This is a genomic window from Myxococcus xanthus (assembly GCF_013116825.1).
GTDB lineage: Bacteria > Myxococcota > Myxococcia > Myxococcales > Myxococcaceae > Myxococcus > Myxococcus xanthus_B.
On the sequence record NZ_JABFNS010000007.1, the window covers coordinates 17,496 to 43,623 of the forward strand.

Annotated in this window: 20 protein-coding genes and 1 CRISPR repeat array (1 of these 21 running past the window's edge); of the genes, 7 read left to right on the plus strand and 13 right to left on the minus strand. The window is 70.0% G+C overall.

Annotated elements, in window-relative coordinates; all coding sequences use genetic code 11:
* Positions 1 to 1,215: a CRISPR direct-repeat array (repeat unit 37 nt; unit sequence GTTTCAACCCACGCTCCCCGCGTTCACGAGGAGCGAC); it begins 4,661 nt to the left of the window's first position.
* Positions 1,216 to 1,397: 182 nt separating this feature from the next.
* The 7 genes from cas2 to HNV26_RS03355 are packed head-to-tail and all read right to left on the minus strand — an operon-like array spanning position 1,398 to position 8,995.
* Positions 1,398 to 1,697, minus strand: a complete 300-nt coding sequence (gene cas2 / locus HNV26_RS03325) for a CRISPR-associated endonuclease Cas2 (protein WP_253816180.1) — start codon at positions 1,695 to 1,697, stop codon at positions 1,398 to 1,400.
* Entirely contained in the window at positions 1,697 to 2,725 is a 1,029-nt protein-coding gene (gene cas1c / locus HNV26_RS03330; protein ID WP_171439967.1) for a type I-C CRISPR-associated endonuclease Cas1c, read from the minus strand. The genes cas2 and cas1c overlap by 1 nt, the downstream gene beginning before the upstream one ends.
* A 12-nt stretch (positions 2,726 to 2,737) precedes the next feature.
* A complete protein-coding gene (gene cas4 / locus HNV26_RS03335) occupies positions 2,738 to 3,379 on the minus strand; it encodes a CRISPR-associated protein Cas4 (RefSeq protein WP_171439968.1) in 642 nt (213 codons plus the stop codon).
* Positions 3,376 to 4,290, minus strand: a complete 915-nt coding sequence (gene cas7c, locus HNV26_RS03340; RefSeq protein WP_171439969.1) for a type I-C CRISPR-associated protein Cas7/Csd2 — start codon at positions 4,288 to 4,290, stop codon at positions 3,376 to 3,378. Before cas7c ends, cas4 begins: the two co-directional genes overlap by 4 nt.
* Before the next feature lie 38 nt (positions 4,291 to 4,328).
* On the minus strand, positions 4,329 to 6,071 hold the full coding sequence (gene cas8c, locus HNV26_RS03345) for a type I-C CRISPR-associated protein Cas8c/Csd1 (protein WP_171439970.1): 1,743 nt from the start codon (positions 6,069 to 6,071) through the stop codon (positions 4,329 to 4,331).
* Positions 6,068 to 6,727: a type I-C CRISPR-associated protein Cas5c gene (cas5c, locus tag HNV26_RS03350; RefSeq protein WP_171439971.1), complete on the minus strand. Its 660-nt coding sequence runs from the start codon at positions 6,725 to 6,727 to the stop codon at positions 6,068 to 6,070. The genes cas8c and cas5c overlap by 4 nt, the downstream gene beginning before the upstream one ends.
* 21 nt (positions 6,728 to 6,748) lie before the next feature.
* Complete coding sequence (locus HNV26_RS03355) at positions 6,749 to 8,995, minus strand: CRISPR-associated endonuclease Cas3'' (protein WP_253816181.1); 2,247 nt, start codon at positions 8,993 to 8,995, stop codon at positions 6,749 to 6,751.
* Between the two features lie 485 nt (positions 8,996 to 9,480).
* Between HNV26_RS03355 and HNV26_RS03360 the strand changes: the two genes are divergently transcribed.
* On the plus strand, positions 9,481 to 10,194 hold the full coding sequence (locus tag HNV26_RS03360) for an esterase family protein (protein ID WP_171439973.1): 714 nt from the start codon (positions 9,481 to 9,483) through the stop codon (positions 10,192 to 10,194).
* Positions 10,195 to 10,208: 14 nt separating this feature from the next.
* On the opposite strand, the gene HNV26_RS03365 is transcribed toward HNV26_RS03360, so the two are convergent.
* From HNV26_RS03365 to HNV26_RS03380, 4 genes are all read right to left on the minus strand, one after another.
* Entirely contained in the window at positions 10,209 to 11,606 is a 1,398-nt protein-coding gene (locus HNV26_RS03365; RefSeq protein ID WP_171439974.1) for an MATE family efflux transporter, read from the minus strand.
* 147 nt (positions 11,607 to 11,753) lie between these two features.
* Complete coding sequence (locus HNV26_RS03370) at positions 11,754 to 13,934, minus strand: beta-propeller domain-containing protein (RefSeq protein WP_171440040.1); 2,181 nt, start codon at positions 13,932 to 13,934, stop codon at positions 11,754 to 11,756.
* 75 nt (positions 13,935 to 14,009) lie between these two features.
* Positions 14,010 to 15,173: a TIGR02266 family protein gene (locus tag HNV26_RS03375; protein WP_171439975.1), complete on the minus strand. Its 1,164-nt coding sequence runs from the start codon at positions 15,171 to 15,173 to the stop codon at positions 14,010 to 14,012.
* Between the two features lie 70 nt (positions 15,174 to 15,243).
* Positions 15,244 to 17,070 carry an Hsp70 family protein gene (locus HNV26_RS03380; RefSeq protein ID WP_171439976.1) on the minus strand — a complete coding sequence of 609 codons (1,827 nt, stop codon included), beginning with the start codon at positions 17,068 to 17,070 and terminating at the stop codon, positions 15,244 to 15,246.
* A gap of 192 nt (positions 17,071 to 17,262) precedes the next feature.
* Here HNV26_RS03380 and atpH point away from each other — a divergent pair, with 192 nt between their 5' ends.
* From atpH to atpA, 3 genes are all read left to right on the plus strand, one after another.
* On the plus strand, positions 17,263 to 17,811 hold the full coding sequence (atpH, locus tag HNV26_RS03385) for an ATP synthase F1 subunit delta (RefSeq protein WP_171439977.1): 549 nt from the start codon (positions 17,263 to 17,265) through the stop codon (positions 17,809 to 17,811).
* A gap of 146 nt (positions 17,812 to 17,957) precedes the next feature.
* Positions 17,958 to 19,436 carry a PAS domain-containing sensor histidine kinase gene (locus tag HNV26_RS03390; RefSeq protein WP_171439978.1) on the plus strand — a complete coding sequence of 493 codons (1,479 nt, stop codon included), beginning with the start codon at positions 17,958 to 17,960 and terminating at the stop codon, positions 19,434 to 19,436.
* A gap of 247 nt (positions 19,437 to 19,683) precedes the next feature.
* Positions 19,684 to 21,231 (plus strand): F0F1 ATP synthase subunit alpha, encoded by a 1,548-nt coding sequence (gene atpA, locus HNV26_RS03395; protein ID WP_171439979.1) that lies wholly within the window; start codon positions 19,684 to 19,686, stop codon positions 21,229 to 21,231.
* Positions 21,232 to 21,309: 78 nt separating this feature from the next.
* Here the strand turns inward: atpA and HNV26_RS03400 are convergent, their stop codons facing one another.
* Positions 21,310 to 22,158, minus strand: a complete 849-nt coding sequence (locus HNV26_RS03400; protein ID WP_171439980.1) for an HAD family hydrolase — start codon at positions 22,156 to 22,158, stop codon at positions 21,310 to 21,312.
* Between the two features lie 377 nt (positions 22,159 to 22,535).
* On the opposite strand from HNV26_RS03400, the gene HNV26_RS03405 reads away from it, so the two are divergent.
* The 3 genes from HNV26_RS03405 to HNV26_RS03415 all read left to right on the plus strand — a co-directional run bounded on the left by HNV26_RS03405 (position 22,536) and on the right by HNV26_RS03415 (position 25,521).
* On the plus strand, positions 22,536 to 22,907 hold the full coding sequence (locus HNV26_RS03405) for a hypothetical protein (protein WP_171439981.1): 372 nt from the start codon (positions 22,536 to 22,538) through the stop codon (positions 22,905 to 22,907).
* A 159-nt stretch (positions 22,908 to 23,066) separates the two neighbouring features.
* Complete coding sequence (locus tag HNV26_RS03410; protein ID WP_216611756.1) at positions 23,067 to 24,578, plus strand: hypothetical protein; 1,512 nt, start codon at positions 23,067 to 23,069, stop codon at positions 24,576 to 24,578.
* Between the two features lie 79 nt (positions 24,579 to 24,657).
* On the plus strand, positions 24,658 to 25,521 hold the full coding sequence (locus tag HNV26_RS03415) for a hypothetical protein (protein WP_171439983.1): 864 nt from the start codon (positions 24,658 to 24,660) through the stop codon (positions 25,519 to 25,521).
* Between the two features lie 44 nt (positions 25,522 to 25,565).
* On the opposite strand, the gene HNV26_RS03420 is transcribed toward HNV26_RS03415, so the two are convergent.
* On the minus strand, positions 25,566 to 25,970 hold the full coding sequence (locus HNV26_RS03420) for a response regulator (RefSeq protein WP_171439984.1): 405 nt from the start codon (positions 25,968 to 25,970) through the stop codon (positions 25,566 to 25,568).
* Between the last annotated feature and the right edge of the window lie 158 nt (positions 25,971 to 26,128).

The following is a 26,128-nucleotide window of genomic DNA, read 5'->3' on the forward strand; positions in this document are numbered from 1 at the left end:
GGAGCGACCCCGGCAGCTCCTGGACTACGCGGAGCGGGAGGTTTCAACCCACGCTCCCCGCGTTCACGAGGAGCGACTTGGGCGCCGTTGCCAAGCGACTGCGCCGGTTGGAGTTTCAACCCACGCTCCCCGCGTTCACGAGGAGCGACACCCCTGGCCCCCAACGCGGGGTCGCACGAAAGGTTTCAACCCACGCTCCCCGCGTTCACGAGGAGCGACCCGGCTGCGCAGGCCGAGTTCGGACGCGATGAGGTTGTTTCAACCCACGCTCCCCGCGTTCACGAGGAGCGACCAGTCCGCCGTGAAGCGCTCCACGTCGCCCACCTGGTTTCAACCCACGCTCCCCGCGTTCACGAGGAGCGACCGTCATATTCAGCTTTGGCTTGCATTGCGGAAAGGTTTCAACCCACGCTCCCCGCGTTCACGAGGAGCGACGGCTTGGGATGCTCATGCTGCGCTCGTGCTCAGGTTTCAACCCACGCTCCCCGCGTTCACGAGGAGCGACATCCCCACAAATATCTCGTGGTCACCGGCAGCCTCGTTTCAACCCACGCTCCCCGCGTTCACGAGGAGCGACGGCAGCCCTTATCCCGATGGACAGGTTGTTGCCGTTTCAACCCACGCTCCCCGCGTTCACGAGGAGCGACATGGCACAGCGCCTCCATCTCGCGAAGCAACCGGTTTCAACCCACGCTCCCCGCGTTCACGAGGAGCGACGTGGCCGGGTCCAGGCCCGTCGTCTCGAAGTCGAGGTTTCAACCCACGCTCCCCGCGTTCACGAGGAGCGACGTGGAGCTGCTCCACCATCCACTTGAACTCGTTGATGGTTTCAACCCACGCTCCCCGCGTTCACGAGGAGCGACCAAGGCCACGCTGTCCGAGGCACTGGGCGTGGCGTTTCAACCCACGCTCCCCGCGTTCACGAGGAGCGACCTTTTAGGCAGAGCTTGTCCCACCTGCGGAAAATGTTTCAACCCACGCTCCCCGCGTTCACGAGGAGCGACTGGTAGCATCCGTAAAAGCCAACGGGACAGGGTGGTTTCAACCCACGCTCCCCGCGTTCACGAGGAGCGACGTAAATGCTGTACTTTCTTTTATTCTGCGTATGGTTTCAACCCACGCTCCCCGCGTTCACGAGGAGCGACTCTCCGTGTCCTCGTCAAAAATGATTCTTTGGCGTTTCAACCCACGCTCCCCGCGTTCACGAGGAGCGACTCTGCCTCTCTAACATAGCGTTCTGACTACGGAATCCGGCCGCATTTCGCGAACCGGCCCGCGGGGCCACGAAAGCGCCTCGCCGTTCCTGACGCCCACTCACCCAACTCCATGATTCTATTCGGGATTTCAATGAGCGCGAACCCTCGACGGAGCGCACACCGGGGCCGGTTCGCGGAGCCCTACAGGACCAGCGGCCCCTCGACGTCCAAGGGTGGCCTGGCGCCATGATGCTCCGTCTTCCGGGCATCGTCTTCCGACAGGAAATAGAAGCGCAGGCTGTCGCATTCCGAGTCGAACGCATCAAGCAGGCGGGCGCGTAGGATGACCCAGTCCTTGGGCTCCAGGACACACTCGAAGACGGAGTATTGCACTCGCACGCCATGGTCTCTGCAAGCCCGCGCAATCTTGCGCAGGCGCCGAGGCCCCTGTGGGTCCGACACCCGCACGTCGTAACAGATCAGCACGGTCAATCTACGCATCAGCGCATCGCGAAGGGAGGGTAGCCGTCCAGCTCCCCTCGGAGATGGCGCGCCAACAGCAGCGCTTGCAGGTGAGGCGCCATGCCCCAGGTCGCCTCCTGCCCCAGGAACGCGTGCCGCACCCCCACCTGCTTCGCCTCCTGGTACGCCACCAGGAACGTCTTGCGCGCATCGTCCTTCAGCAACACGGCCCCCGCTGACTCCGTGCGGAAATCCCCGGGCTTCAGTTGCCCCCGATTCACCAACGAGAAGACGAGCCGGTCCACCACCGGCGCGCGGAACTCCTCCATCAAATCCAGCGCCAGGGACAAGCGCCCAGGGCGGTCCTCGTGCAGGAACCCCACGGCGGGGTCGAGTCCAACGCCCGCGAGCGCTCCCGCGCAGTCCTGCGCCAGCAGCGCATAGCCAAACGAGAGCATCGCGTTCAGCGGATTCCTCGGAGGCCGGCGGTTGCGGCCATCGAACTCGAAACCCTGGGCACTCTTCTTCAACAACGAGGGAAAGGCCTCGAAGTAGTCACGCGCCGCGATGCCTTCCAGCCCCCGCACCTGCTCCAAGTCCTCCACGCGGGTCAGCGCGCGCAGGTGCTCCGACAGCCGCCGCGCAGTCTCCGACAGGGCCTCCTGTCGCTCGGGCGCCGCGTCACGCCGCGCATGCAACACGAACTGCCGCGCATTCCCGAGCTTCCCCACCACCAGCGCCCGGGAGATGGCCACCGAGCGAGCGATATCATCCGCCGCCCGATACTGCTGCCGCCGCAACAACACGTTGCCGCCCGGCACGCCCTCCACCCGCGCCAAGAAGCGCCCCGTCATCCCGAAGAAGGAGACATGGATGCCCGCCTCCAGGCAGCTCTCCATCAACTCCGGCGTCAGCCACGCACGCGTCAGACACACCACCGAGCGGAGGTGCCGCAAGGGAACCTCCGCCTTCTTCTGTTCCTGAACCGTCACCACCACACACTCACCTTCCTTGTTCAGGCGAGTTCCCTCGGCGGTGATGAACAGCGTGTTCAGCGCGGTCGTCATGCGTTCCTCCGTTCAGCCGGCCTCGTCCATCCACCGCATCAGGAAGTCGTGGGCGCTCCGCTGCCCCGCCGTCACCCCAGGGAGGCACAGCGGCTCCAGCGAACACCCGTCACACCGGGGCGCGCGCGCCACGACAGGGACCGACTGCCGACGCAGCACCTCGTGCATGCGCGCGATGGCGTCCTCGGTCCGCTGGCGCAGCCGCGCGTCGAAGCGCACCGCCTCACGCTTGTGCTCCGTTCCGTAGAAGAGCGCCCCTTCCGGAACGTCCACGCCGTGCATCTCCTCCAGGCACAGCGCCTGCGCGCAGAGCTGCACGCGGTCCGCCTCACCCGCCTTGCGCCGGCCGCGCTTCACCTCCACCGGATAGGGCCGCCAGCCCGCCCCCGTCGCGTCCCGCTGGTACTCGACCATGTCCGCGCGCCCGGACACGCGCAGCCGCTGCGAGCCCAGCAACACGGCCCGCTCCACCCGCCGCCCCGCCCGCGCGTCATGCCCCGGCAGGTCCACGCGCTCGTGGAGCAGCCTGCCCGAGGCGGTGTTGACGTCCTCGCGCCATTGCCGCTCGACGTGGATGAGCGCCGCCTGCCGCTCGCAGTACAGCAGGTGCTGGAGCGCCGACAGCGCCACCCACGTCTCGCGGTCCGCGCTCATCCCGCCAGCTCCAGCACCTCGATGCCCTGGGGCAGCCCGGCCTTGTCCACGCGCACCTCGTAGTCGGAGAAGCTCCGAGCTGGCTTCTCCGGCTGGGCGCGCACCGCATGGACGCGGTCGAACAGCGCGTGGGCCGGCGCGTTGCCGAGCTCCGAGCCATGCTTGAACACCACCACCTTGCGCATGGACATCAGCCCCCGTGCGGCGCTGCGGTCCAGCTCGAACATGTGCGTGAAGGACTGGAAGAGCAGCTCCAGGTCCGCCGCGCCGAACCCCGTCTGCTTCGCCAGGTGCGGCGAGACGAAGCCGTGCGCGCGGTAGAGCCCGTAGGGCACGGTGTTCTTCCGGCCCATGGTGCGGTTGTCACCGCCCTGCTTCTCGGCCTCGGCCTCCGTCGCCACGGCCATGCGGGTGATGGAGTGCTCCTGGGACACGATGGGGTCCACGGAGCGCGCGAAGGTGAGCTGCACCGGCCCCCGCACCTGCCCCGCGTTGGCCCCCGTGGACATGACGGCGCCGAAGGTGCGGACATCGAAGAACGTCTTGCACATCCACGCGCGGCCCTTGTCCACCTCGGAGCCCTGAGCGAATCCCTTGTCGTTGCGCTTCTTCCCATCCTCGGCGCGGGCGGGCTTCTCGTTCAGGTCGATGCCCAGACTCTTGTACGCGTCCGCGATGCGGTTGTTCAGGATGGCCTTCTCCTTCACGAAGATGTCCAGCCCCGGCTTGCCCTCCTGCGTGAGCAGGATGAAGTTGCGCACCTTGCGCTTGAGGCTCACGTCCGTCACCAGCCCGTGGCCTGTCTCCGCGTCGATGCGGGGCAGGTTGCCGGCGTCGGGGTCTCCATTGGGGTTTCCATCCAGCACGTCGAAGAACAGGACGAAGTCATGGCGATGCTTGAGGTCGGTCATGGCGCTTTCTCTGGGAATGAGGTGAAGACAGCGGAACGTCAGGAGGAGGACGCGTCGGACTCCCCTGGAGCCGGCGCCTCGCGCTTGGTGAAGAACGCCTCGCGTTGGTGGTAGTAGCCGACGGCGAAGAGGCCCTGGTCCTCCAGGCCGAGCACCCGTGGGAATCGCTCTGGAGGAAGCAGCGCCATGACCTCGCCCTTCGTGCGCTCCAGCCACCTGCCGTTCTCGCCCGCCTTGGAGGCGTGGTGGACGGAGAGTTGGAGCAGCCGGGGGAAGACGGTGACGGGATTGCGGGACGCGGCGCCGAAGTAGCGGTCGCGGATGGTGGCGTTGAGGTCCTTCAGCGCCGCGCCCTGCAACCGCTCCAACACGGCGAAGAGGCGGCCGAGCACATAGGGCTGCGAGGCGTTGTTCTTGTCCAGTGACACGGTGACCTCCAGGGGAGTGGTTCCACTTCGAGGGAGTCGCAGCAGGGTGGCCTTGATGAGCGCGACGCGGAGCCGCAGTTGTTCGCGCTCGAACCTGTCGTCGGCGGGTGGCAGCCGCAGTCGGTCCAGCGCGGATGTCAGGAGTTGACGCGGAAAGTGCAGCCCCCGCAGCGCCGCCCCCACCATCCGGGTCGCGACGTCCGGAGACAGACCGCGTCCGGACGGAGCCTCCACGGCCTTGAGCAGCCGGTAGATGGGCGTTGGCCCCGCGGGCGCGTTGCCGATGCGCAGGTCATCGAAGTAGCGCCGGATGTTCCGCTTCACCTCGCCCACGCGCGACTCGAACCAGTCACGCACCGCGACGCGCCCCGCGTTCCCCGTCAACGTCACGGCATAGAAGGCCCGGTCATCCAGCTCGCCGGGCTGCAACCCGTGAAACGGCGACTCGGTGAAGCGTTGGAGGTCCTCCTCCGTCGGGTCCATCCACGACAACAGGAGGCTCTCCTCGGAAGGTGAAGCGCGCGTCCAGAAGACCAGCACCGAGCCATCACCCAGTTGAATGCCCTGCCGGAAGCGGCGCTGCTCCGTCCTCCGGAGCATGTCGTTGAGCGCCAGCACGTAGCCCAGCGCCGCCTCCTGGGAGATGGGGGCATTGTCCCCTTGCTCCAGACCGTGTGACGAGAACGCGGGCGCGTTGAAGGACACCAGTGAAGCTCCCGACGACTGGGCTTCCGGGACGTTCTTCAGCTTGGGATGGGTGAGGGCCACCACCCCTTCCTGACCTGTCACCAGGCACCGCGCCGTCCGACCCAGCGCGCGCTTCTCGCCGGAGCGTCGCTCCCAGCAGGCGCGGATGGCCGGGTTTTGATGCACGGGCGCCGTGGCATCGCCGACGACGAAGGCGAGCAACTCAGAGCCCGTCCACTCCTCCGCGTCGCGAGCCGCCAGCACCTTGCGCCGTTCGGCCTCGCTCGACAGGAAGGACTCCACGGCCCGGGCCTCCGGGTCCTTCGTCTCCGCGGCGACCTCGCGCACCGGCTTCAGGAACGCGTCCAGCCGGGCCACGCGCTTGTCCACGCCCCCCGCCTTCGCCTTGGGCGCGTCCTTCTCGTAAGCGAGGACGTACTTCGGGTTGTCCGCGAAGAAGCCCGCGGCGATGTTCACCGAGCGCTGCGGCAGCCGAGGAATCGAGAGGGGCTTTCCCCGCCCATCCTCTCCCGCCGTGCTCTCCAGCGAGACGAACTTCCCCGCCGCGCTGATGCGGATGAAGAAGTCCACGGGCTTCACTTCGTAGAGCGGGTCGTCCGTGAGCCCGCGCTCGCGGGCGAAGTCGTTGAGCGCCGTCAGCATCATGAGGCACCTCCTCCCAGCACCTGCGCACGAGGCGGCACGCGCAGCACGCCATCCTCCAGGAACGCATGGAAGAACTCGGGGCGTACGGGCGCACCGGGCACGTCGAAGACGAAGTCGTAGAACATGAGCCCCAATGGCCGCCGCCCGTTGCCTGCTTCATGAGGCAGCAGGCCGTCCTCGGCGGGCTCCACCCGGGCCGCGAACTCGCGGCAGCCCAGGTAGGGTGCATGGAAGAACTGGCCCCGCTCCAGGCGCCGCTCGAACATGTCCTCGAACTTGCGCGCGTTGTCCTCGGGCCCCGCCTTCCCGGGCACCAGCGTGAAGGACGCGGTGATGACGTAATCCACATCGCGCAGCGCCACCGTGTTGCGCTGGGCCCGGTCCTCGTCCGCCGCGTAGTCGAACCTGCCGACCGTGGCGCGGCTGTTGACCTCGTTGCGGCGGAAGCTCGTCCACTTCACCGGCGCGAGCACGGCGATTTCATGGATGTGCCAGCGGATGGCCGGCTTCCACAGGATGGCCTCCAGCACGCCGCGCGCAGCCGAGGGGGTCATCACCTCGTAGCTGACGCGCTCCGCTTTCATCTCGGGTCGCGTGAAGCACGCCACGGGCCCCCGGGCCCTCACGCGAAACCGCCTGTCTTCCGTCGATGTCATCCACACCTCCTGATGCGTGTCTCAGCCGGGAATGAGGAAGGACGGGTCGAGGATGCCGACCCGGTCCAGAAGAAGGCCGAAGCGCTCGTGGTACGCGGACGTGTGCTCCGGCCCCAGGTACGCCACCGTCTCCGCCGCGAGCCGGGCCAGCTCCCGAGCCAACCATGCCTCCCGAACCTTGCGGGGGACCGTCACCGTGAAGCGTTGCAGCGCACGCAGGCGCTCTCGCGAGGGGCCCAACTGACGCAGCACATCGAGGAGCGCCTCGCGGTCCCCGTAAGGCACCACCACCGACGCGCTCCAGTCGTCCTCAACGAGCTTGAAGGCCTTGGACACCGCTTCGAATTGGAGCTTCGCCCGCAGGTCCTGGATGCCTTTCTCGTCCAGCTTGCGGGTGGCATAGAGCCGCTCGAAGTACCGTTGGAAGCTCGCGGGCGCGAACAGGTCCAGGTCGGGCGCCTGCTCCAGCAAACCGCGAGTCACGTCCTGGGCGGCGCGCGGAACGCCTCGGGGTGGCTGGGTCTCGGGTTCGTAGACGCGCAGCTCGCCGAGCCCGTCCAGCAACCCCTCCCGGTTGCACCGGCCCGCGGCCTGGGCCAGCGAATCCAGTCCCCCCAATCCACGGAAGACGACGCGGAAGTCCAGGTCCACGCCCGCCTCGACGAGCTGAGTGGCCACCAGTCGTACCGGCTCCCCACGCCGCTTGCGGGCCTTGATGTTCGCGAGCACCTCCGAGCGATGCTCCGGACACATCAGCGCGGACAGGTGCAGCGTCTCCTGGTGGCCCAGCCGTTCATCCACGAGTTCGCAGAGCCGCCGTGCGTCGTCCCGAAGGTGCACCACCGCGAGGACGTCCCGCTCGGCCGCCACGGCGTCGGCCAGTTCGGCGTAGGGGAGCTTGCGTCCCAGGCTGGGCCACCGCACCCGCACCCGGCGCAGCCGCTCGAAGGCGCGCACCGAGGCCGGGACGATTTCCCGCGCGTCCGGCAGGCCCTCCTGGAAGTCCGGGCGGCGGCCCAGCGCGGGCTGCGTGGCGGTACAGATGACCACGGAGCAGCCGTAGTCCTTCACCAGCGCGCCCAGGCCATCCAGGATGGGCGCCAGCAGCGACGGCGGCAGCGTCTGGGCCTCATCGAGCACGATGACGCTCCGGGCCACCCGATGCAGCTTGCGGCACGCCGACGGGCGGCGCGCGAAGAGGCTCTCCAGGAGCTGCACCGTGGTCGTGACGATGACGGGCGCATCCCAGTTCTCACTGGCGACGCGGTTGAGCGCCGTCTCCTTCTCGGGGTCGACGGCGGAGTGATGTTCGATGACGGCGTGCTCCAGCCCCTGGAAAGCCTGGCGGTACACGTCCGCGCTCTGCTCGATGATGGACGTATAGGGAATGGCGACGATGACGCGCTGGAGCCCATGCCGCCGCGCGTGCTCGAGCGCGAAGGCCATGGACGTCAGCGTCTTGCCCCCGCCCGTGGGCACCGTGAGGCTGAAGACGCCCGGATGCAGGGACGCCGCCTCCACCGCGGCGGAGAGCACCTCGCGCCGCACCCGGTTGACCTCCGTGTCCGGGGCCACGCGCTGTTTCTCATCCAAGAAACCACGGAGGCGTTCGGCGAGCTGGGACAGCGTCACCGGCACCTCGCGCTTCGCGCCCCGGCTCGCATCGAAGAAGGCTTCCGTGTCCAGGAAGTCCGCGTCGCACAGGAGCGAGAAGAGCATCCGCGTCCAAAGCTCCAACCGGAGCGGCGCGAGCCGCAGCAGCGCGTCCGGCTCGAAGCCGAGTGGACCGTCCAGCAGGGCGGGGACATCACAGCGGGCCCTCGCGTCCGCGAGCAACGCCTGCTTCCCCTCGCGCCCCAGGCGCTCCTTGAACGCCGCCAGGTCCGGCAGCCCAGCGTGGTGCCCGGCGATCGCCAGGGCCAGCGGGAGCAAGCGGGGCTCCCGGCTCAGCGCCCAGAGCGCCCCGGCCGTCGAGTGGTCGCGCTCCAGCGCGCCCTCTTTCTCCAAGTGCGCCTCGAAGCCGTTCTCCTTGCGGATGCGTATCTGGAAGTCCCGGGTGTACTTGCCCAGGTCATGCCAGCGCCCGGTGGCCAGGGCCGGCGCACGCAAATCCTCTCGCGGCGCCAGCGTCGCGGCCCACTGCCCTACGGCCTCCAAGTGCTCGCGCAGCAGATGAGCCCGGCCGTCTTCTGCAACGTGCGCCAATGGCTCCGCCGTAACCACGCGTGGCGCGGCGGGCTGCTCCGGAAGCCCGAGGTCCTTCTTCATGGCACTCCCCCCACCGCCCGCGTGACTGGCCGCACCAGCGAACACGTGCGTCTGCATTCTCGTTTCCGTCTGGTGACTGGCACAAGATGGCTTGTCCTACGAAAGCCCGGGACGCGCGCTCCCCCTGGGGTGGTATGCCCAAGCGAGGGGAATGCGGGCAGGCTTCTGGCCACACAGGCGGCGCCTCATGCGTGCCAGACGGCTGCATCCGCCGCGATGTGCCACCGATGAAGCGCTCAGCGCCGCTGCGCCATCACTCTGGCCTGGCGGCCTCTCCTCCCCTGGCCATGCACACGCACGAACGGCCTGGAAGCCTCACGTTCAAAGCTCGACACCGTCAGTGGGAGCCGCAACGAACACCCGGGCGGGTAACCCACGACTCGGCAAAGTCAGACATCCGCCCAGGTGTTCACTCCCGGCAGTCCGGCGGGCGGCCATCGCACTCCAGTCGCGGCCTTTGACGCATTGCGATTAAGTTGCGCGCCATGAACCGCGAATACCACCGCTGGTACAGCGAGCGGCTGCACCGCGACATGGAGTTGCTCATCTTCGGTCACTCGGGCGAGCCGGTCCTCCTGCTACCGACGAGCAAGGGCCGCTTCTTCCAGGCCGAGGACTTCGGCCTCATCGGCGCCATCGCCGACCGCGTCCAGTCCGGCCGGTACATCGTGGTGTGCCCGGACTCCGTGGACGAGGAGTCCTGGTTCAACACCGCCATCCACCCGGCGGACCGCGTCCGGCGCCACCAGCAGTGGGAGGAGTACCTCCTCCACGAAGTGGTGCCCCTGCTCAAGAGCCGCAGCACCGGCGGGCGCCTCACCCTGGCCGGGTGCAGCTTCGGCGGCTTCCACGCATACAACGTCGGCCTGCGGCACCCGCACGTCTTCCGGCGCCTGCTGTCCATGGGCGGCAAGTTCGAGACGAACGAGTTCCTCGACGGACACCACGACTCGGACGTCTACTTCCATTCATGCACGGAGTGGCTGCCGAACCTCACGGACCCCGCGCAGCTCTCCGCCCTCCAGCGTGTGGAGATGGTGCTGGCGGTGGGGGAGCACGACTTCTGCCGCCCCTCCAACGAGCACCTCTCCAACCTGCTGTGGAAGAAGGACATCGGCAACCACCTGGCCGTGTGGCAGGGCGGCACGCACGACTGGCCCGTGTGGCGGCAGATGATTCAGCAGTACCTGCCCTGGTAGCCGCCCTCGAGCCGCTACGCTTCGACCGGACGCAGCGTGCCCGCGCTCATCCGGTTGAAGCGCCACAGCAACGCCACGGCCACGGTGATGAGGCCCGCGCACAGGCCCCACCAGATGCCCACCACGCCCAGGCCCAGCTTGAACCCCAACAGCAGCGTCAGCGGCAGGCCAATGGCGTAGTGCCCCACCATGTTGGCCAGGAAGGTGAAGCGCGTGTCACCCGTGCCGCGCAGCACGCCCGCGCCCACGCCCTGCACGCCGTCGAACACCTGGAAGATGGCGCTCACCATCAGCAGCGGCACCACCATCGGCAACACGTCATCGGGGGCCCCCGCCAGCCGCGCCAATGACTGTGGGAACAGCGCGAACACCAGGCCCCCCAGCGCCATGAACCCCGCGCCGCCCGCGAAGGCCATGAATCCGCTCAACCGCGCCTGCGGCGTGTTGTGCGAACCCACGGCCCAGCCCACCCTCACGCTGCCGGCGTTGCCAATGCCCATGGCCACCGTGAAGGTGACGCTCGCGAAGGAGATGGCGATTTGGTGCGCACCCACGCTCGCCGGCCCCAGCCTCGCCGCCAGGACGCCTGCCAGCGCGAACACGCCAATCTCCGCGGCAAAGTGGAGGCCAATGGGGATGCCCAGTTTCACCGCCCGGGCCAGGTCCGCCCACACGGGCAGGCGCGTGGAGGGCCCGGCGCCCGCCAGGGGCCTGGCACGCACCGCGAACACCACCACGCCCAGTTGCACCGCGGTGCACAGCGTCGTCGCCAGCGCGGAGCCCGCCACGCCCATGGCCGGCAGCGCCCGCAACGGCCCGAAGGCGGCCGGCAACACCTGACCACCGAACACCAGCAGCACGTCCGCGGCCAGGTTGAAGACGTTCGCCGCCACCGTCGCCACCACCAGCGGCCGGGTGTAGGCCGCAGACTGGCAATACGAGCGCACCATGAGGAAGGCCAGCATCAGCGGCATGCTGGGCGCGCGCCACACCAGGTAGTCCCGGGCGCCCGCGACCTCGGCCTCGCCAATCCCCCCCAGCAGCAGCAGCCGCGGCGCCAGCAGCAACAGCGCCCCCAGCGACACGCCGGCGAAGAGCGCCAGCCACCCGCCCTGCCAGAGCAGCCCCCGGGCCCGGGTGAAGTGCCGCGCGCCCATGGCCTGGGACATCAACGGGTCGAAGCCCATCATCAGGCCCATGCCCAAGGCGCTGACGGCGAAGAAGAGGCCGTTGCCCAGCCCCACCGCCGCCAGCGCGGACGTCCCCGCGCGCCCCACCACCAGCGTATCCACCAACCCCATGAGCGCCTGCCCGCCCTGGGCGATGGCGATGGGAATCGCCAGCCGGGCCAACTCCCGGAGTTCGGTGCGAGGGGACTTCACGTCTGGGGTGGGCGTTGCAGCGGTGGACATGGAGAGTGCGCCTATAGCGCCTTCCGGCAGGGAATGCGCTGCCCACGTCCGACGCGCCACCCCCCCCTTCGCCTGACTGGAAGGCCCGGCACACACCCATGAGACGCACCCCTGGGACGCCTGGCGTCCCAGGGGGCAAGCCTGGCGTCACGGCAGCATGGGCGGATGGAAGGGCGCGGTGACCAGCGGCGTCTGGAGGCTGTCCACGTGGGACACGCGCAGCCCCGCGTCGGAGATGGTGTAGACGTAGTCGTCCGCCATGATGCTGCGGCGTACCGTGGGCTGCCAGTACCAGCTCCAGTTCCGCAGATTGAACGACTGGTACATGTCCCGCACGGAGACGGTGCCCACCGGCGAGAAGCCCGTGGCCGTGTCCACGCGGAAGACGCGCAGCTCGCTGCGGAAGCCGGACCAGTAGTCGGAGGCGTTGTAGTCCCAGTCCGTGAAGGGCAGGGCCAGCAATCCCTTGGCGGGGAAGTAGGTGAAGGCCTTGTGCTCGTAGAGCGCCTCGCTGTGGCTGCCCATCGAGCCCAGTGGGTGCGTGAAGGTCTCCCGGGGCTGCGCCAGGTCACTCACGTCGAAGAGCGACAGCTTGAGGGCGCGGTCCTGCCAGGTGCCATCCTCGTTGCGGTGCTCGCCAAAGGTGAGCAGGTGCGTGTCACCCAGCGGGTGGATGTACGTGGAGAAGCCCGGAATCTTCAACTCGCCCACCTTGCGCGGGTTCGCCGGGTCGCTCAGGTCGAAGGTGAAGAGCGGGTCCACCTGCCGGAAGGTCACGACATAGCCACGCGTGCCCATGAAGCGCGCGCTGAAGATGCGCTCACCCCGAGCCAGGTCCTCGCTGCGGCCCAGCTCCTTCAGGCGTCCGCCCTCCTCGCGGAACGTCACCACCCGGTTGACCGTCTCCGGAGGCGTCCACACGGTGTCCCCGCCGTTCCCAGTCCCCGGGTTCTCCGGTGGGAGCTCCACGGTGGTGGCCACCCGCAGCACTCCCTCGTGCTCGTCCATGGCGAACTGGTTGACGATGTTTCCCTCCACCGTGCCGCTGCCCACATAGGTGGCCTGGTCCGGGTCGCGGATGTCGAACTTGTGGAGGTACGTGTGCGTCGTCTGGCCGGGCTCCGGCCACCACCACCAGTGGCGAGACGCTACGTAGAGCGCTTCATGGGACGCGTACACCTCGCCGGGCAGTCCCACCACGCTGGTCCGGCTGGGCGAAGACTCCTCCGCGTCCAGGTTCAGCGACAGCACCGACACCAGACCCAACCCGGTGGGCCCGTTGGAGCGGTAGAACGACGAGCAGTCATACGCGAGCGGCCTCACCTCGCCGTCCGCCATCATGCGCCGGCCCTTCGGCAGCCAGTGCTCCAGCGACTGCGCGCGGATGCGCTGCTCGTTCTGCTTGATGAGCGCGTCGATGGACGCGACCAGCCGGCCCCGGTCATTGAAGAGCCCCGGCGAGTACTCGGGATAGAGGCGCACGTCCGCCGGCCAGCGGAACCCGTCCGAGAACACCAGCCGCACCGCGCTGTCCACGCGCCGGGCGTTGATGTAGCCGCCGGGCAGGTAGACCTGCTCCAGCACCCGAGGCGCCTCCAGGTCCGCCACGTCCACCACCGTCACCTTCACGGTGTTGCTGTACGCATGGCCACAACCGAAGCCGGCGCAGTCGATGACCGGCATGTCGTCCGTGCCGCGGCCCCCCGCCACCGTCCCGGGCCGGTCCTCGGCCACCGAGGAGGTGATGACCAGCCGGTTGCGCTCGGCGTCGAGCAGCATCTCGCGCGGCCAGCCCTCCACCTCCAGCACGGCCGTCCGCGTGAGCTGCTCCGCGGGCCACGAACGGTGGACGTAGAGCCGGGGGCCCGACAGCACGAAGATGCGCGTGCCGTCGTTCTGCACGAAGTCGGCCTCGTGCACGCCGGCGACCTGGTTGTTCGTGCCCGTGTAGTCGGTGGGCCTGTCGCCGCCCCCGGAGGAGTCCTCCTGCGGCGGTCCCGCCGTGGGCGCCCCCCCATCGCCACCGCCGTAGGCGTACTGCTTGTAGCGCTCCAGCTCCGCGCGCATGTGCTTCGTCGCGGTGTCCTCGATGTGCTGCTCCAGGGCCTCACAGCCAGGGAAGCTCTCCAGCCGGGCCTCCTGCTGCACGGGCTCGTTGTCGACCGGGGACAACGGCTTGTTGCCCTCGTCACACCCCACCGCGACGACAGCCACCACTCCGGCCCAGCTCCAGCGTTTCCACTGCCGCATTCGACCCTCCCGTTGCACTTCGGCCCCACTGACGGCCCCCGGGCCTCCCCGGTGCCACGCCAGCGGCGGCCAGGGTATCTGCCACCGGCGTGCCAGGGCACGCTCCCCCAGGGAACCCCAGGCCCCGCCACCCGCTGCGGGCGCCCTCGCCTCTCAGAAACCTGAGGCGCGCGGAGAACCTGGAGCCGGAAAACCGAGGCCCCGGGGCACGAAGCGGACGAACTGCTGGGTGAGCACCGGGTCCATGTGCTCCAGCCGCAGCCCCATGCCCACCGAGGACCGGAAGACTCCCTGCGGCAGGGGCGGGTTGGACCACGCCACCGTCGCCTCGGCGGTGCAGGGCGCGCGCTGGCCCGCGAGCAATACCTTCAGCGTCAGCCGGGCGCCCTCGCGCGCCGGCGTCAGCGTGCGCACGAAGAGCGCGCCCGGCCCCGCGTCATGGCTGAAGCCCGACAGCGTCGCCCCGTTGGGCGTGGTGAACTCCACCACCGTGAAGAAGGGCACGCGCTCCGCGGCGCGCAGCGGGGCGTGGCCGGGAAGCAGTCGCCCCAGAACGCAGCCGAGCAGTTCGTCCGCGCCCATGTGACGCTTCTCCAGGAGCGGCGCGCCTCCCAGCGCCTGCGCCCGGGCGAGCACCTCCTGCGACTCCTCCGCGCGCGACAGCAGCACCAGCGGCTTGCGCGGGTGCGCGTCGTGGAGCTTCGTGGCCAGGGCCAGCGCCTCGCGCGGCGTGCGCGACACGTCCACCACGAAGCCATCCAGCTGCGCGCCGTGCTCCACCGCCAGGTTCGCCGCGTCCCCCATGTCCCGCGCGTAGAGGACGTGGAGGCCCTCCTGCTCCAACGAGCCGCCCAGGAAGGTGTGCAGGAAACGCCCGCCCTCCACCAGCAGCACCCTGCGCCCACGCGGCAGGCCCTCGCGGACACGCTCCCGGGCCTGGCGCACCGCGGCCAGCTTCGCCTCCAGGGCGCCCAGCGCCACCGGCTTGGGCAGGAAGTCGTCGGCGCCCGCGCGCCAGCAGTGCATCACCTCGTGGGGCTCGCCGCCGGAGGTGAACATGATGACGGGCACGTTGCGCCCCGCGGCGTGTGCCTTCACCAACCGGCACACCTCGTCCCCCTGCATGCGCTCCATGCGCAGGTCCAACAGGATGAGCGCCGGGGTGCGCCGGGCCAGCTCGGCCATGCACGCCTCGCCGCCCTCCAGCGCCACCGCCTCGCAGCCCAGCCGTGTCAGGTGCAGGCGCACCACCTCCCGGGCGGTACGGGAGTCATCCACCACGAACACGGTGTCACGCGCGTTGGGAGGAGGGCTCATACGTTCACGGATAGGTGGAAAGGGGTGCCAAGGCCACGGGCGCCCGGGGCCACCGTTCGGGGATGGACGCTCAGGCGCGAGGCTCCTGGCGACCAGACAACAGCCGCGTGAGCTGCTTGGCAATCGTAGCGCACTGCGCCGCGTTGCCGCTGTCGAGGGCAGAGCGGCCGCCCTCCAACAGACGCTGCACCGTGCCCAGGGTGGCCTGCGCCTCCGGGCTGGGGTTCTCCTGCGCGCTGCGCTGGAGCAGCCGCGCCAGCTTCTCCCCGCGCTCCAGCAGCTTGCGGAACAGCTCCTCCGCGCGCTTCGCGTCCACCACGCCCTGCGAGCGCGCGTAGTGGGCCTGCTCCGCGCCCAACTTCTCTGCCTCGCCCTGCGGCAGCCCCGCACGGGCCTCCAGCCGCACGGCCTCCATGTTGCCTGAGGTCAGGTCCGTGGCCTTGACGGACAAGATGGCCTCGCTGGACAGCTCGAAGACGACCTCCAGCGGGACGTCGCCCCGCGCGGCGACGTGGAGGCGCTTCAGCACCACCTCGCCCAGCTTGTAGTTCTCGTCCTGGAACTCGCTCTCGCCCTGGTACACGGGGATGCGCGCTGCCTGCTGGCCGGAGCTGCCCGGATAGAAGATGTCCCGCGCCACCACCGGCACGCCGGTGTTCTTCGGGATGAGCCGCTTCACGCGCCCACCCATGACGCCCACGCCCAGGCTCTGGGCGGCGACGTCCAGCAGCAGCGCCTGACCGGACTGGCGGACGAGCTCGTCGGCCTGCACCGCGGCGCCCAGCGCGACGGCCTCCTCCGGGTGCACGTCCGTGGAGGGCGCGCGACCGAAGAAGTCCGCCACCAACCGCCGCACCAGCGGCACGCGCGTCATGCCGCCCACCAGCAGCACCACGTCCACCGCGTGGGGGTCCATCTTCGCCTCGCGCATCACCGACTCGCAGACCTCGAGGCAGCGGCGCGACAGCGGCTCGGACAGCGTTTCGAAGAAGGAGCGCGTCAGCACCGTCTCCAGCTCCGCCATCCGCTTGCCGGGCGCCGAGTGGTCGCCCAACCCGGCGACGTAGATGGACGCCTCTTCCTTCTCGGTGAGCTCGCGCTTGGCGGACTCGGCGGCCACCTTCAGCCGGCGCAGGCTCTGCGCGTCCTGCGACACCACGTGCCGCAGCTCATCGTCCACCTGCGCCAGGAGCCACTGGACGATGCGCTGGTCGAAGTCCTCGCCACCCAGCCGCGGATCGCCGCCGGTGGCGCGCACCTCGAAGACACCGGACTTCACCTCGAGGATGGACACATCGAAGGTGCCACCGCCCAGGTCGAACACCAGCGCGTTGCCTTCGAAGCCGCGCGACAGGCCATACGCCAGCGCCGCGGCGGTGGGCTCGTTCACCAGCCGCACCACGTCCAGCCCGGCGATGCTGGCCGCCTCGCGCGTGGCCTGCCGCTGGTTGTCGTCGAAGTTGGCGGGAACCGTGATGACGCACTTGGTGACGGGGCGGCCGAAGTGCGCCTGCGCGTCCAGGGCCAGCTCGCCCAGAATCATCGCGGACACCTGCGTGACGGGCATCACCCGCCCGGCGAGCCGCACGCGCACGTCGCCAGAGGGCCCGGCCACCAGCGGATACGGCACCAGCGACTTCGCCTCCTGAACCAGCTCCGGCGTGTAGCGGCGCCCCAGGAAACGCTTGGTGGCCCACACCACGGAGTCCGGGTGCTCTTCGCCCAGGGTTTGTGCCGCGACGCCCACCACGCGCTCGCCGGCTTTGTTCACGCCCAGTGTGGACGGCGTCAACCGGCCACCCGCGCGCGGGGGAATCATGCGCGGGCGTCCGTCTTCAACGGTCGCCACGGCGCTGTTGGTAGTACCCAGGTCGATGCCGATGACGGGGTCATGCATTGGGGGGCCGAGAGGACACCACCCTACGGGTGTTCGCGCCAGCTCGCCAAGCCCCCTTCCCTCGCCGGCCTGCCGATAAGCGCCGCTTTCCCGTGCCACGGCCCGGGCCAGCAAGCGTGCCCCCGACGACAGGGCTTCACGATGCCAGGGACATTGCCCGGGGGAAATCCTCATGCTAAGGGCGCGACCGCCATGGTGAACGTGTCGATCGCCCGCCGCTACGCCCGCGCCCTCCTCGATGTCGCTTCGGAGGCGGGCCGCACTGACGCCGTCGCCGAGCAGCTCACCGCCTTCGCCGACGTCATCGCGAAGAACGCCGAGCTGACGGATGTGCTCGTCAACCCCGCCTACGCCCGGGAGCAGCGCCTGCGCGTGGTGGAGTCGGTGATGCAGGTCATCCCTGGCGGCGTGGAGGCCACGCTGGCCAACACCCTCCGCCTGCTGGTGGACCGCAACCGCCTGGGCTCCCTGGCGGACATCGCCCGCCTCTTCCGCGACATGGCGGACGCCCGTGCCGGCCGCGTCCGGGGCCACGTCACCAGCGCCGCGCCGCTTCCGGCCGACGCCCTGGCCCAGCTCCAGCAGACCCTGCAGCAGCTGACCCAGCGCAACGTCCTCTTGGAGACGCGCGTGGACCCCAGCCTGTTGGGTGGTGTCTCCGCCCAGGTGGGCAGCATCCTCTACGACGGCAGCATTCGGACCCAGCTCGAAGAGATGCGCCGCGAACTGAAGCAGCGCTGAAACCCGCCCGCTCGCCGGGCAACCAACGTTCCAGGTCGTCTTTATCACCCCGCAGTCCAGGGCTAACCGGTATTTCCAGCGGACCCTGACAGCGGTATACTCTCAGGTGGTGCGGGACAGCCCCGCGCCGCCTGGATGACCTGAACATGCCGCAGTCCCTACTCCACCGGTATTCCGAAGGTCCGTCCACGCTGGCGGCGCCCGAGGAGGCTCGGCCCTTTCTGGGGGCCCTCCTGAGCGCGGCGGGTTGTGGGGTGGCCCTGCTGGACCGGGAGCTGCGCCCCGTGTGGGTGAATGCCACGCTGGCGGCGCTGTCCGGCCTGGAGCCACGCGCGCACGTGGGCCGTCCTCTCGCGGAGCTGTGGCCGCAGGTGGCGCAGGCGCTGTCACCGCTGCTGGCCCGGGCACTCTCCGGAGAGGACGTCATGGATGCCCCCGTGCGGGGCGTGCTGGCCCCCGCCGCGGGTGAGCGGCACCTGCGGGTGGGCCTGTCCCCGGCGCTGCAGGGCGGCGCGCTGGCGGGGGTGGCGTTGTGGGTGCGCGACGAGACGGAGCGCTTCCTCGAGGAGCAGCGGCTGCGCGCGCGGGAGTCTCACATGCGCAGCCTGGCGGACGTGGCCTGTGACGGGCACTTCCTGCATGACAACGGCATCGTGATGGACACCAACCGCGCGATGTCACAGCTGCTGGGCTACGCGTCCCCCTCAGAGATGATCGGCCGGCATCTGGCGGACTACGTCGCCCCGGAGTTCCGCTCGCAGGTGGGGCTGGTGCTCAGCCGCGGGCTGGAGACCCCCTATGAGGTGGTCGTCCTCCGACGGGATGGCCAGCGGCTGCCCCTGGAGGTGCTGGGGCGCTACGTAACGTGGGAAGGCCGGCAGGTGCGGTTGGTCGCCGTCTGGGACATCAGCAGCCGCAAGGCCGCGGAGGAGCTGTCCGCGAACACCGAGCAGTTCCGGCACCAGATGCTGGGCGCCGTGGATGTGGAGCTGCGAGCGCCCCTGCAATCGCTGCGGGAGGGCACGCGCTCCCTGCAGCGGCTGGTCGCGCTGGAGGAGCCGCAGCGCGCCCTGGTGAGCCAGGTGGCCCGGTCCGCCCGGCGCATGGAGCGGATGCTCCAGGAGTTGATGGACTTCACCCGCCTGCGGCTGGGGGGCGGACTGGCGCTGCGGCCAGAGCCCGCCGTGCTGGACGCGGTGGTGGCGCGCGTTTTGGAGGAGCGCCGCCGTGAGCACCCCGGGCGCCCCCTCCACCTGGAGACGGAAGGCGACCTGCGCGGCCACTGGGACACCCACCGGCTGGCGCAGCTGGCCGACAACCTCCTGGGCAGCGTGCTCCGTCAAGGGGCCGAGGATTCGCCGGTCACCTTGCGCGCGGTGGGCGCGGTGGGCGGCGTCACGATGTGTGTGAGGAGCCCCGGACTCACGGTGGCGGCGGAGGAGCGCACCTCCCTCTTCGAGCCCTTCCGCAGGGAGCGCGGCGCCACGCCAGAGGGCCTGGGCCTGGGGCTCTACATCGCCAGGCAGATCGCCGTGGCCCACGGCGGGAAGCTGGCGGTGGAGTCCTGCTCCGAGGGCGGCATGAGCTTCACCGCCTGGCTACCCCGCGAGGGGCCGGGGCACTGAAGGCCTCCGCGCCTGGCGCCGCCTCAACGGCGGCTGATGCACCAGAGTAGCCAGGCGCGATTCGGCCCCCCTGGAGCGCCTCTGCGCAGCCGCCTGTCCCACTCCTGAACGGCCGTCCTCTCCCACCCCGTTGCGGGTGGGGCGGACCGCATTGCAGCGGGTGGGTGTGCGTGGTAAGGGGCCCCGACTTCAAGGTTTCGGCGGCCTGCTCCACGTCGGCCGCCCCTGCGCAAGGACGCATACGCTCATGGAAATCCGCGCCGACGAGATCAGCAGAATCATCCGGGAGCAGATCAAGGACTACGGGAAGAAGGTCACCGTCGCGGAGACGGGTACCGTGCTGTCCGTCGGTGACGGTATCGCGCGTATCTACGGCCTCGAGGGTGCGCTCGCCGGTGAGCTCGTGGAATTCGCCAACGGCGTGCAGGGCCTCGTCCTCAACCTGGAAGAGGACAACGTCGGCGTCGCCATCATGGGTGACTTCCAGTCCATCCGCGAGGGTGACACGGTCAAGCGCACCCAGCAGATTGCCTCCGTGCCCGTGGGCAAGGAGCTGCTCGGCCGCGTGGTGGACCCGCTCGGCAAGCCGCTGGACGGCAAGGGCCCCATCGCCGCCACCGAGACGCGCCGCCTGGAAGTGAAGGCGCCCGGCATCGTGTCCCGCAAGAGCGTGCACGAGCCCCTGCAGACGGGCATCAAGGCGCTGGACGCGCTGGTGCCGGTGGGTCGTGGTCAGCGCGAGCTCATCATCGGTGACCGCCAGACGGGCAAGACGGCCGTCGCCATCGACACCATCATCAACCAGAAGGGCCTGAACGTTTACTGCATCTACGTGGCCATCGGCCAGAAGCAGTCGACGGTGGCCCAGGTGGTGGAGAAGCTGAACCGCTACGGCGCCATGGAGTACACCACGGTGGTGGCGTCCAACGCCTCCGACCCGGCCCCCATGCAGTTCTTCGCGCCGTACGCCGGCGTGGCCATGGGCGAGTACTTCCGCGACAACAAGATGCACGCGCTCATCGTGTACGACGACCTGTCCAAGCAGGCCGTGGCGTACCGTCAGCTGTCGCTGCTGCTCCGCCGCCCGCCGGGGCGCGAGGCCTACCCTGGCGACGTGTTCTACGTGCACAGCCGCCTGCTGGAGCGCGCCGCCAAGCTGTCCGACGAGGAGGGCGCCGGTTCGCTCACCGCGCTCCCCATCATCGAGACGCAGGCCGGTGACGTGTCGGCGTACATCCCGACGAACGTCATCTCCATCACCGACGGGCAGATCTTCCTCGAGACGGACCTCTTCTTCGCCGGCGTCCGCCCGGCCATCAACGTGGGCCTCTCCGTGTCCCGCGTCGGTTCGGCCGCGCAGATCAAGGCCATGAAGCAGGTCGCCGGCACCATGAAGCTGGAGCTCGCGCAGTACCGCGAGCTGGCCGCCTTCGCCCAGTTCGGCTCCGACCTCGACAAGGCCACCCAGGAGACGCTGGCGCGCGGCGCCCGCATGGTGGAGCTGCTCAAGCAGGGCCAGTACGAGCCCATGCCCGTCGAGAAGCAGGTCATGCAGATCTACGCCGCAACCAACCGCGACGACCCCAAGAAGCGCGGCTGGATTCGCGACATCCCGACGTCCGACGTGGTGCGCTGGATGCGTGAGTTCCTGGAGTTCGCCGACGGCAAGCACCCGAACGTCGCCAAGGACCTGGCGTCGAAGCGCGAGCTGACCGCCGACATCAAGACGGCGCTGAGCAAGGCCATCACCGAGTTCAACGAGGTCTTCCAGCCGACGCCGGGCGCCAAGGTTTAACGCCCTCGCCGGTGGTAGCCCACGAGCCCCGCGCTCCCTTCACCGGGAGGCGGGGCTTCGTGCTTGCGGGCCCGGCCTTCAGCGAAGGCGGGGCAGCACGCCGTGCAGGCTGCGGTCCACGCCGCCGCGCGCGCCCAGCAGCTCCATGGCCTTCAGCTCGTAGGGCAGCACGTTGTCACGGGCCACCAGCTGCACATGCGCGCCCAGCGCGGCGGGCAGCGCGAGGTCCAGCTCGTAGATGTCACCGGCCACCAGCGTCTGTTCCGGCGTGGTGCCCGTGGACTCCCAGACGCGCTTGAGGGCCTCGAAGTACCGGCCCCGGCGCAGGTAGACGGGGCGGCGCAGCACGCCGTCCAACGTCTGCGTCTCCGGCACCGCGGTGAAGCGGGCATCCGCCGCGTCCGGCGGGTCCAGGAGGAACTTGCGCGCGTCCCCGGACACCGTCAGCTTCTCGCGCCCCTTGGGCGCCAGCTGGTCCAGCTTCTTCTCCACCAGGTCGGTGTGCGCGTTGGTCACCACCGTCACCGGCAGGCCCGTGGCCACCAGCGCCTCCAGCACCTCCTTCGCCTCCGGCTTGAAGGCCGTGGCCGAGTGCGCGTAGGCCTCGCGGTAGAGCTTCTGCACCACGTCGGAGCGGCGGGCCTCGTCCTGGCCCTGCGCGAAGCGCTGCATGAGGCGGTGGGCCGCGCAGGTGGCCGTCAGGTACGGGTCCGCCGTGGCGGGCGCCACCACCCGGCCGCCCAAATCCCAACCCAGCGCGTCCGCGCCCGCGCGCAACGTGGCGACCTCCTCCTCCCACGCGGTCTCCAAATCCTCGCCCAGCGCCGCCGCCAGGCCCTGCCGGAAATGCCGGAGGAAGGGGGCGCTCTCCGCCGCCACGTCCGTGAAGGTTCCGTCGAAGTCCAGCACCACGCACGCAATCGCCATCAGACCATCAGCTCCCGAAGATGAAGAAAGGGGCCGGATGAGGCCTCACCCACGGGCCTCGAATCAAGCCCGCCCGCATCAACGGGCGGCTGGGCGGCCACGGCCCCTGGGAACATCACCCCGCGGATGTTCCCCCTGCACCCCGGGTTGTCATCCCGCCACGGAACGGCCCACCGTACAGCCCAGGCCCCCCCCCCGTGGCCTGTCGCCCAGGTCCGCCAGCGTGCCCGCGCGCCCACGGCGGCGAGCTGACTGTGGAAGCGCCTCCCGTGGGCCCCGGCGCGCGCTTCGTGCCGCGCCACCCATGCCCCAGGTGCCGCAGGCTCCCACGTCCTCCCCTTGAAGCCTACCCCGCCCAGGCCACTAACCTCACGGGCATGGAAGCGATGCAGCGAAACGAGTCGGCGCCCCCGCGCCGGGCGTGGCTGCCCTGGGGCCTGCTGGTGAGCGCGGTGCTGCTCGCCACGACAGGGGCCTGGGCGGGTTCGCGCTCCATCTCCGCCCTGGTGGAACGCAACGACGCGCTGACACGCGAGGCGGCCGAGTCCGAGGCCCGCGTGGCCGAGCTCCAGGCCCTGCGCGAGGCCATGTCGCGCCGGCTGCGCACGCTGGAGCAGCAGCACCACGCCGCCTATGCCGCCGCGGTGACGGCCACCGCCGCGTGCACCACGGCGCTCCAGCCGCCGCCCGCGCCGGGCAAGCCCGACCCCCGGCGCCTGGCCAAGGCCAAGAAGCAGGGCCGGCGCTGACGGCGCGTGGCCACCACGTCCACACGCCTTGAGAGGGTGTGGACCCCCAGGCAACAGGGCCCACCGCCAACCCCGCGAAACCGCGGGCCTGAGCGCCCGGCCCGCGACGTGCTACCGCCGGAGCCACCGAGTCTCTTTTCGCTCCGAGGTCCACGCTCCATGTCGCCCTTCGCGCTTCGCCCCTCCTCGCGCTCCCTGCGGGCCGCGCTCCTGTTCCTGACCGCGCTGCTGCTTCCCCAGGCCCCGGCCCGGGCCGAGCCCGGCATCCGCATCCTGAACTCGCTCCGCGCCGAGGAGCTGGCCTTCAACGCGCTCACCAGCAATCGGGCCGCGCTGGACGCCCTCACCGAGATGCCGCTGCACTCGAAGACGTTCGTCTTCGACGGCCGGCTCAAGCACGCGCTGGAGCACCCACCTGCCCGGAACGTGATGGCGTACCTCACCGAGTGCGCGCTGCCGCCCGGCGCCGCCGTGGAGTGGACCAGCCGCGCTGGCGACACGTACACCTTCAAGGGCGAGGTGGGGCTGTGCCCCGAGTGGGAGAAGGACAAGCCGAGCCAGGCCTGCCTGGGCTACGTGACGGCCTGTCTCCTGGCGCGCAACAACGCCTTCGGCCGCCGCGTGATGGTGTCCATGCGCGGCGAGGACCCGAGCGAACCCCGGCGCTTCAACCCCTCGGGCGCCCGCCAGGAGTGGAGCCCCATGTTCCTGCCCTGCGCGTCGGGTGAGGCGGGCCTCCATGCCGAGTGCGGCTGGCTGGGGGAGAACGTGGGCACCTGCAACCCGGGCGACACGGTGACGGTGGCCGCGGGCGCGCCCCACCCGGCCACGTGCACGGGCCAGTTGGGCCGCATCTTCGGAGACCGGGTGCTGCGCGTGTGCGAGGACCCGCGGGGCTGCGCCTGGGAGGACCGCCTGGCGGACACGCTCGGCAACCCCTGCGGAGGAATCGAGCCCAGCGTCGAGTTCAAGTGCCCCGCGAGCGGCCGCTACAGCGTCATGTCCGCGCCCTACAGCCGCGCCGCGATTCCGGGCTCGTGGGTGGCCCCGGTGGCCACCTCCGGCACCTACCCGGCCGAGCCCTTCGGCGCGTACACGTTCCGGGAGGGCGCCTTCTACGGGAACATGTTCGACTCGCGCGGCCTGACGGTGGAGGTCGTCCTCAATCAGGACACCCTCCAGCCCAAGCTCGTCAACCTGCGCTTCAAGGGCGTGGTCCATGACAACGTCCACGCCTGCCACGGCCGGGACTGGGTGGACGGCGACAGCCACCTGCGCTCGCGCATCTGCGCCAACGCCGACGTCGGCGGTGAGCACATCGCCGGCTGCATGGCCCGCGCGGAGGGCCCCTGCGAACCGGGCAGCTACAACCCCCGCGCCGTCCGCTGCAAGGTGAACGACGGCACCGCGGTGTGGGGGGACGGCGACTTCGAGGGTTGCATGGACGAGGCCGGCTTCCAGCACCCCGAGCCCATCACCGTGTACCTGCGCTCGCCCTGCGAGGCGATTTCCCCCAAGACGCAGACCACCTGTGGGGTGACGTGCGACTACTCCGAGTTCCCTCCCAAGTGCTCGGACACGTGCAAGCTCAAGAAGTCCCCGGGCCAGTGCCTCCAGACGGACGCGTGCCTGAACAACCCCAAGAACTGCCCGGAGCCACCTCAACAGTGATTCGGATTGAATAAAGCAGGCCGCCAGGCGTCCAGGTCTCCGGCGGCCGCATCCCCGGCCCATCGTCAGGAGCTGACCCGTGTTCCCAATCCGGACCCTGCTGTGTGCCCTTCTCGCGCTCGCGCTGGGCCTGGGTCCCACGGCGGCGGAGGCCCGCTTCGGCAAGCGCTCGCGGCCGTCCCAGAGCGACTCGAACCGGGACAGGGATGACCAGGAGCACGGGGCCTCCGCCATCGGCTCGGACGACGACGATGACGACGACGACGCGCCACGTCGCCGCTCCCGGCGGCGCTCCTCGAGCAACCGGCGGCACGTGAGCAGCGGCTCGAGCACGGTGACGGTGAGCTGGCTCTCCTACCTCTTCATCACCGGCAACCACCGGATGGGCGTGTCGCCGGAGCTGCGCGGGGAGCGCCACGCGGCGGCGCTGTCCTTCCGCGTGGGCATCCAGGGAGGGCCGCTCGACGAAGGGGGCGGCGGCGCCGACCTGTTCCTCGGGCTGGAGGGCCGGCGCTTCGGCGTGGACCTGCGGCTGACGGGCCTGGGCCTGCCCACGGATGACGGGACGAGTGGTTCGGACTCCATCACCCTGACGCAGTCGCACCTCACCTGGGCGCTCATCTCCCATGAGCGTGCCCGCCTGCGCGCGGAGGCCGGTGTCAGCACCGCGCACGCGCCGGACATCACCTTCGTCGGCCCCAGCTTCGGCGCCTCCCTGGAGGCCTGCATCGCCGGCCCCTTGGACCTGGAGGCGCGCCTGCAGGTGACGCCCTTCCCCTACCGGCAGGTGGACGCGAACGCCGCGCTGGCGTTGAAGCTGGGCGCGGTGGTGCTGCGCGGCGGCTACCGCGGCATGGTGCTGGACGACGCCGGTTACGTGGATGGCGCCTCCCACGTCGACACCTTCCACGGCCCCTTCCTGGGCCTGGGCCTTACCTACTGACGTCCGCTGAAGTCCTCACGCCCGCGTCAGCGCGCAGCCCGCGCTCACGCGGGCGTCTTCACCGCGCCGCTGGCCACCGGGCAGTGCCGCCGCGTCGCCGCCAGCAGCATCTCCAGCCTTACGGGCTTGCGCAGCACCCCCGCCGCGCCAGGCGGCAGCGGCCCGGCCTCCGCCGTCATCACCACCACCCGCGTCCCGGCGAAGCGCTCATCGGACCGCAGCCGCTCGAGCAGACCTCGCCCGTCCACGCGCGGAATCTCCCAGTCGAGCAGCACCAGGCAGGCGGACTCCAGCGCCGCGAGCACGCGAAGCGCCTCCACGGCGTTGATGGCCATGGACACCTCGAAGCCCTCGTCATGCAGCGCTTCCGCCATGGCCCCCCGAACGTCCGGGTCATCCTCCACAATCAGGACCTGCGGCTGCACCACGGGATGAGTCACACCCGGCACCCTAGTCCCTCCTTCGCGCCCAGGCACGAGCGACTTCGCCGCATTCCGCTCACTGTCAAAGCATGAGCATCTGCCGGGCCCGCGCATGCAGATATTACAGCACGGGCGAGGCCGCTGTGGCCCCTTCGGCGCCGCGAGCCACACGGCCTCCCGGGCAG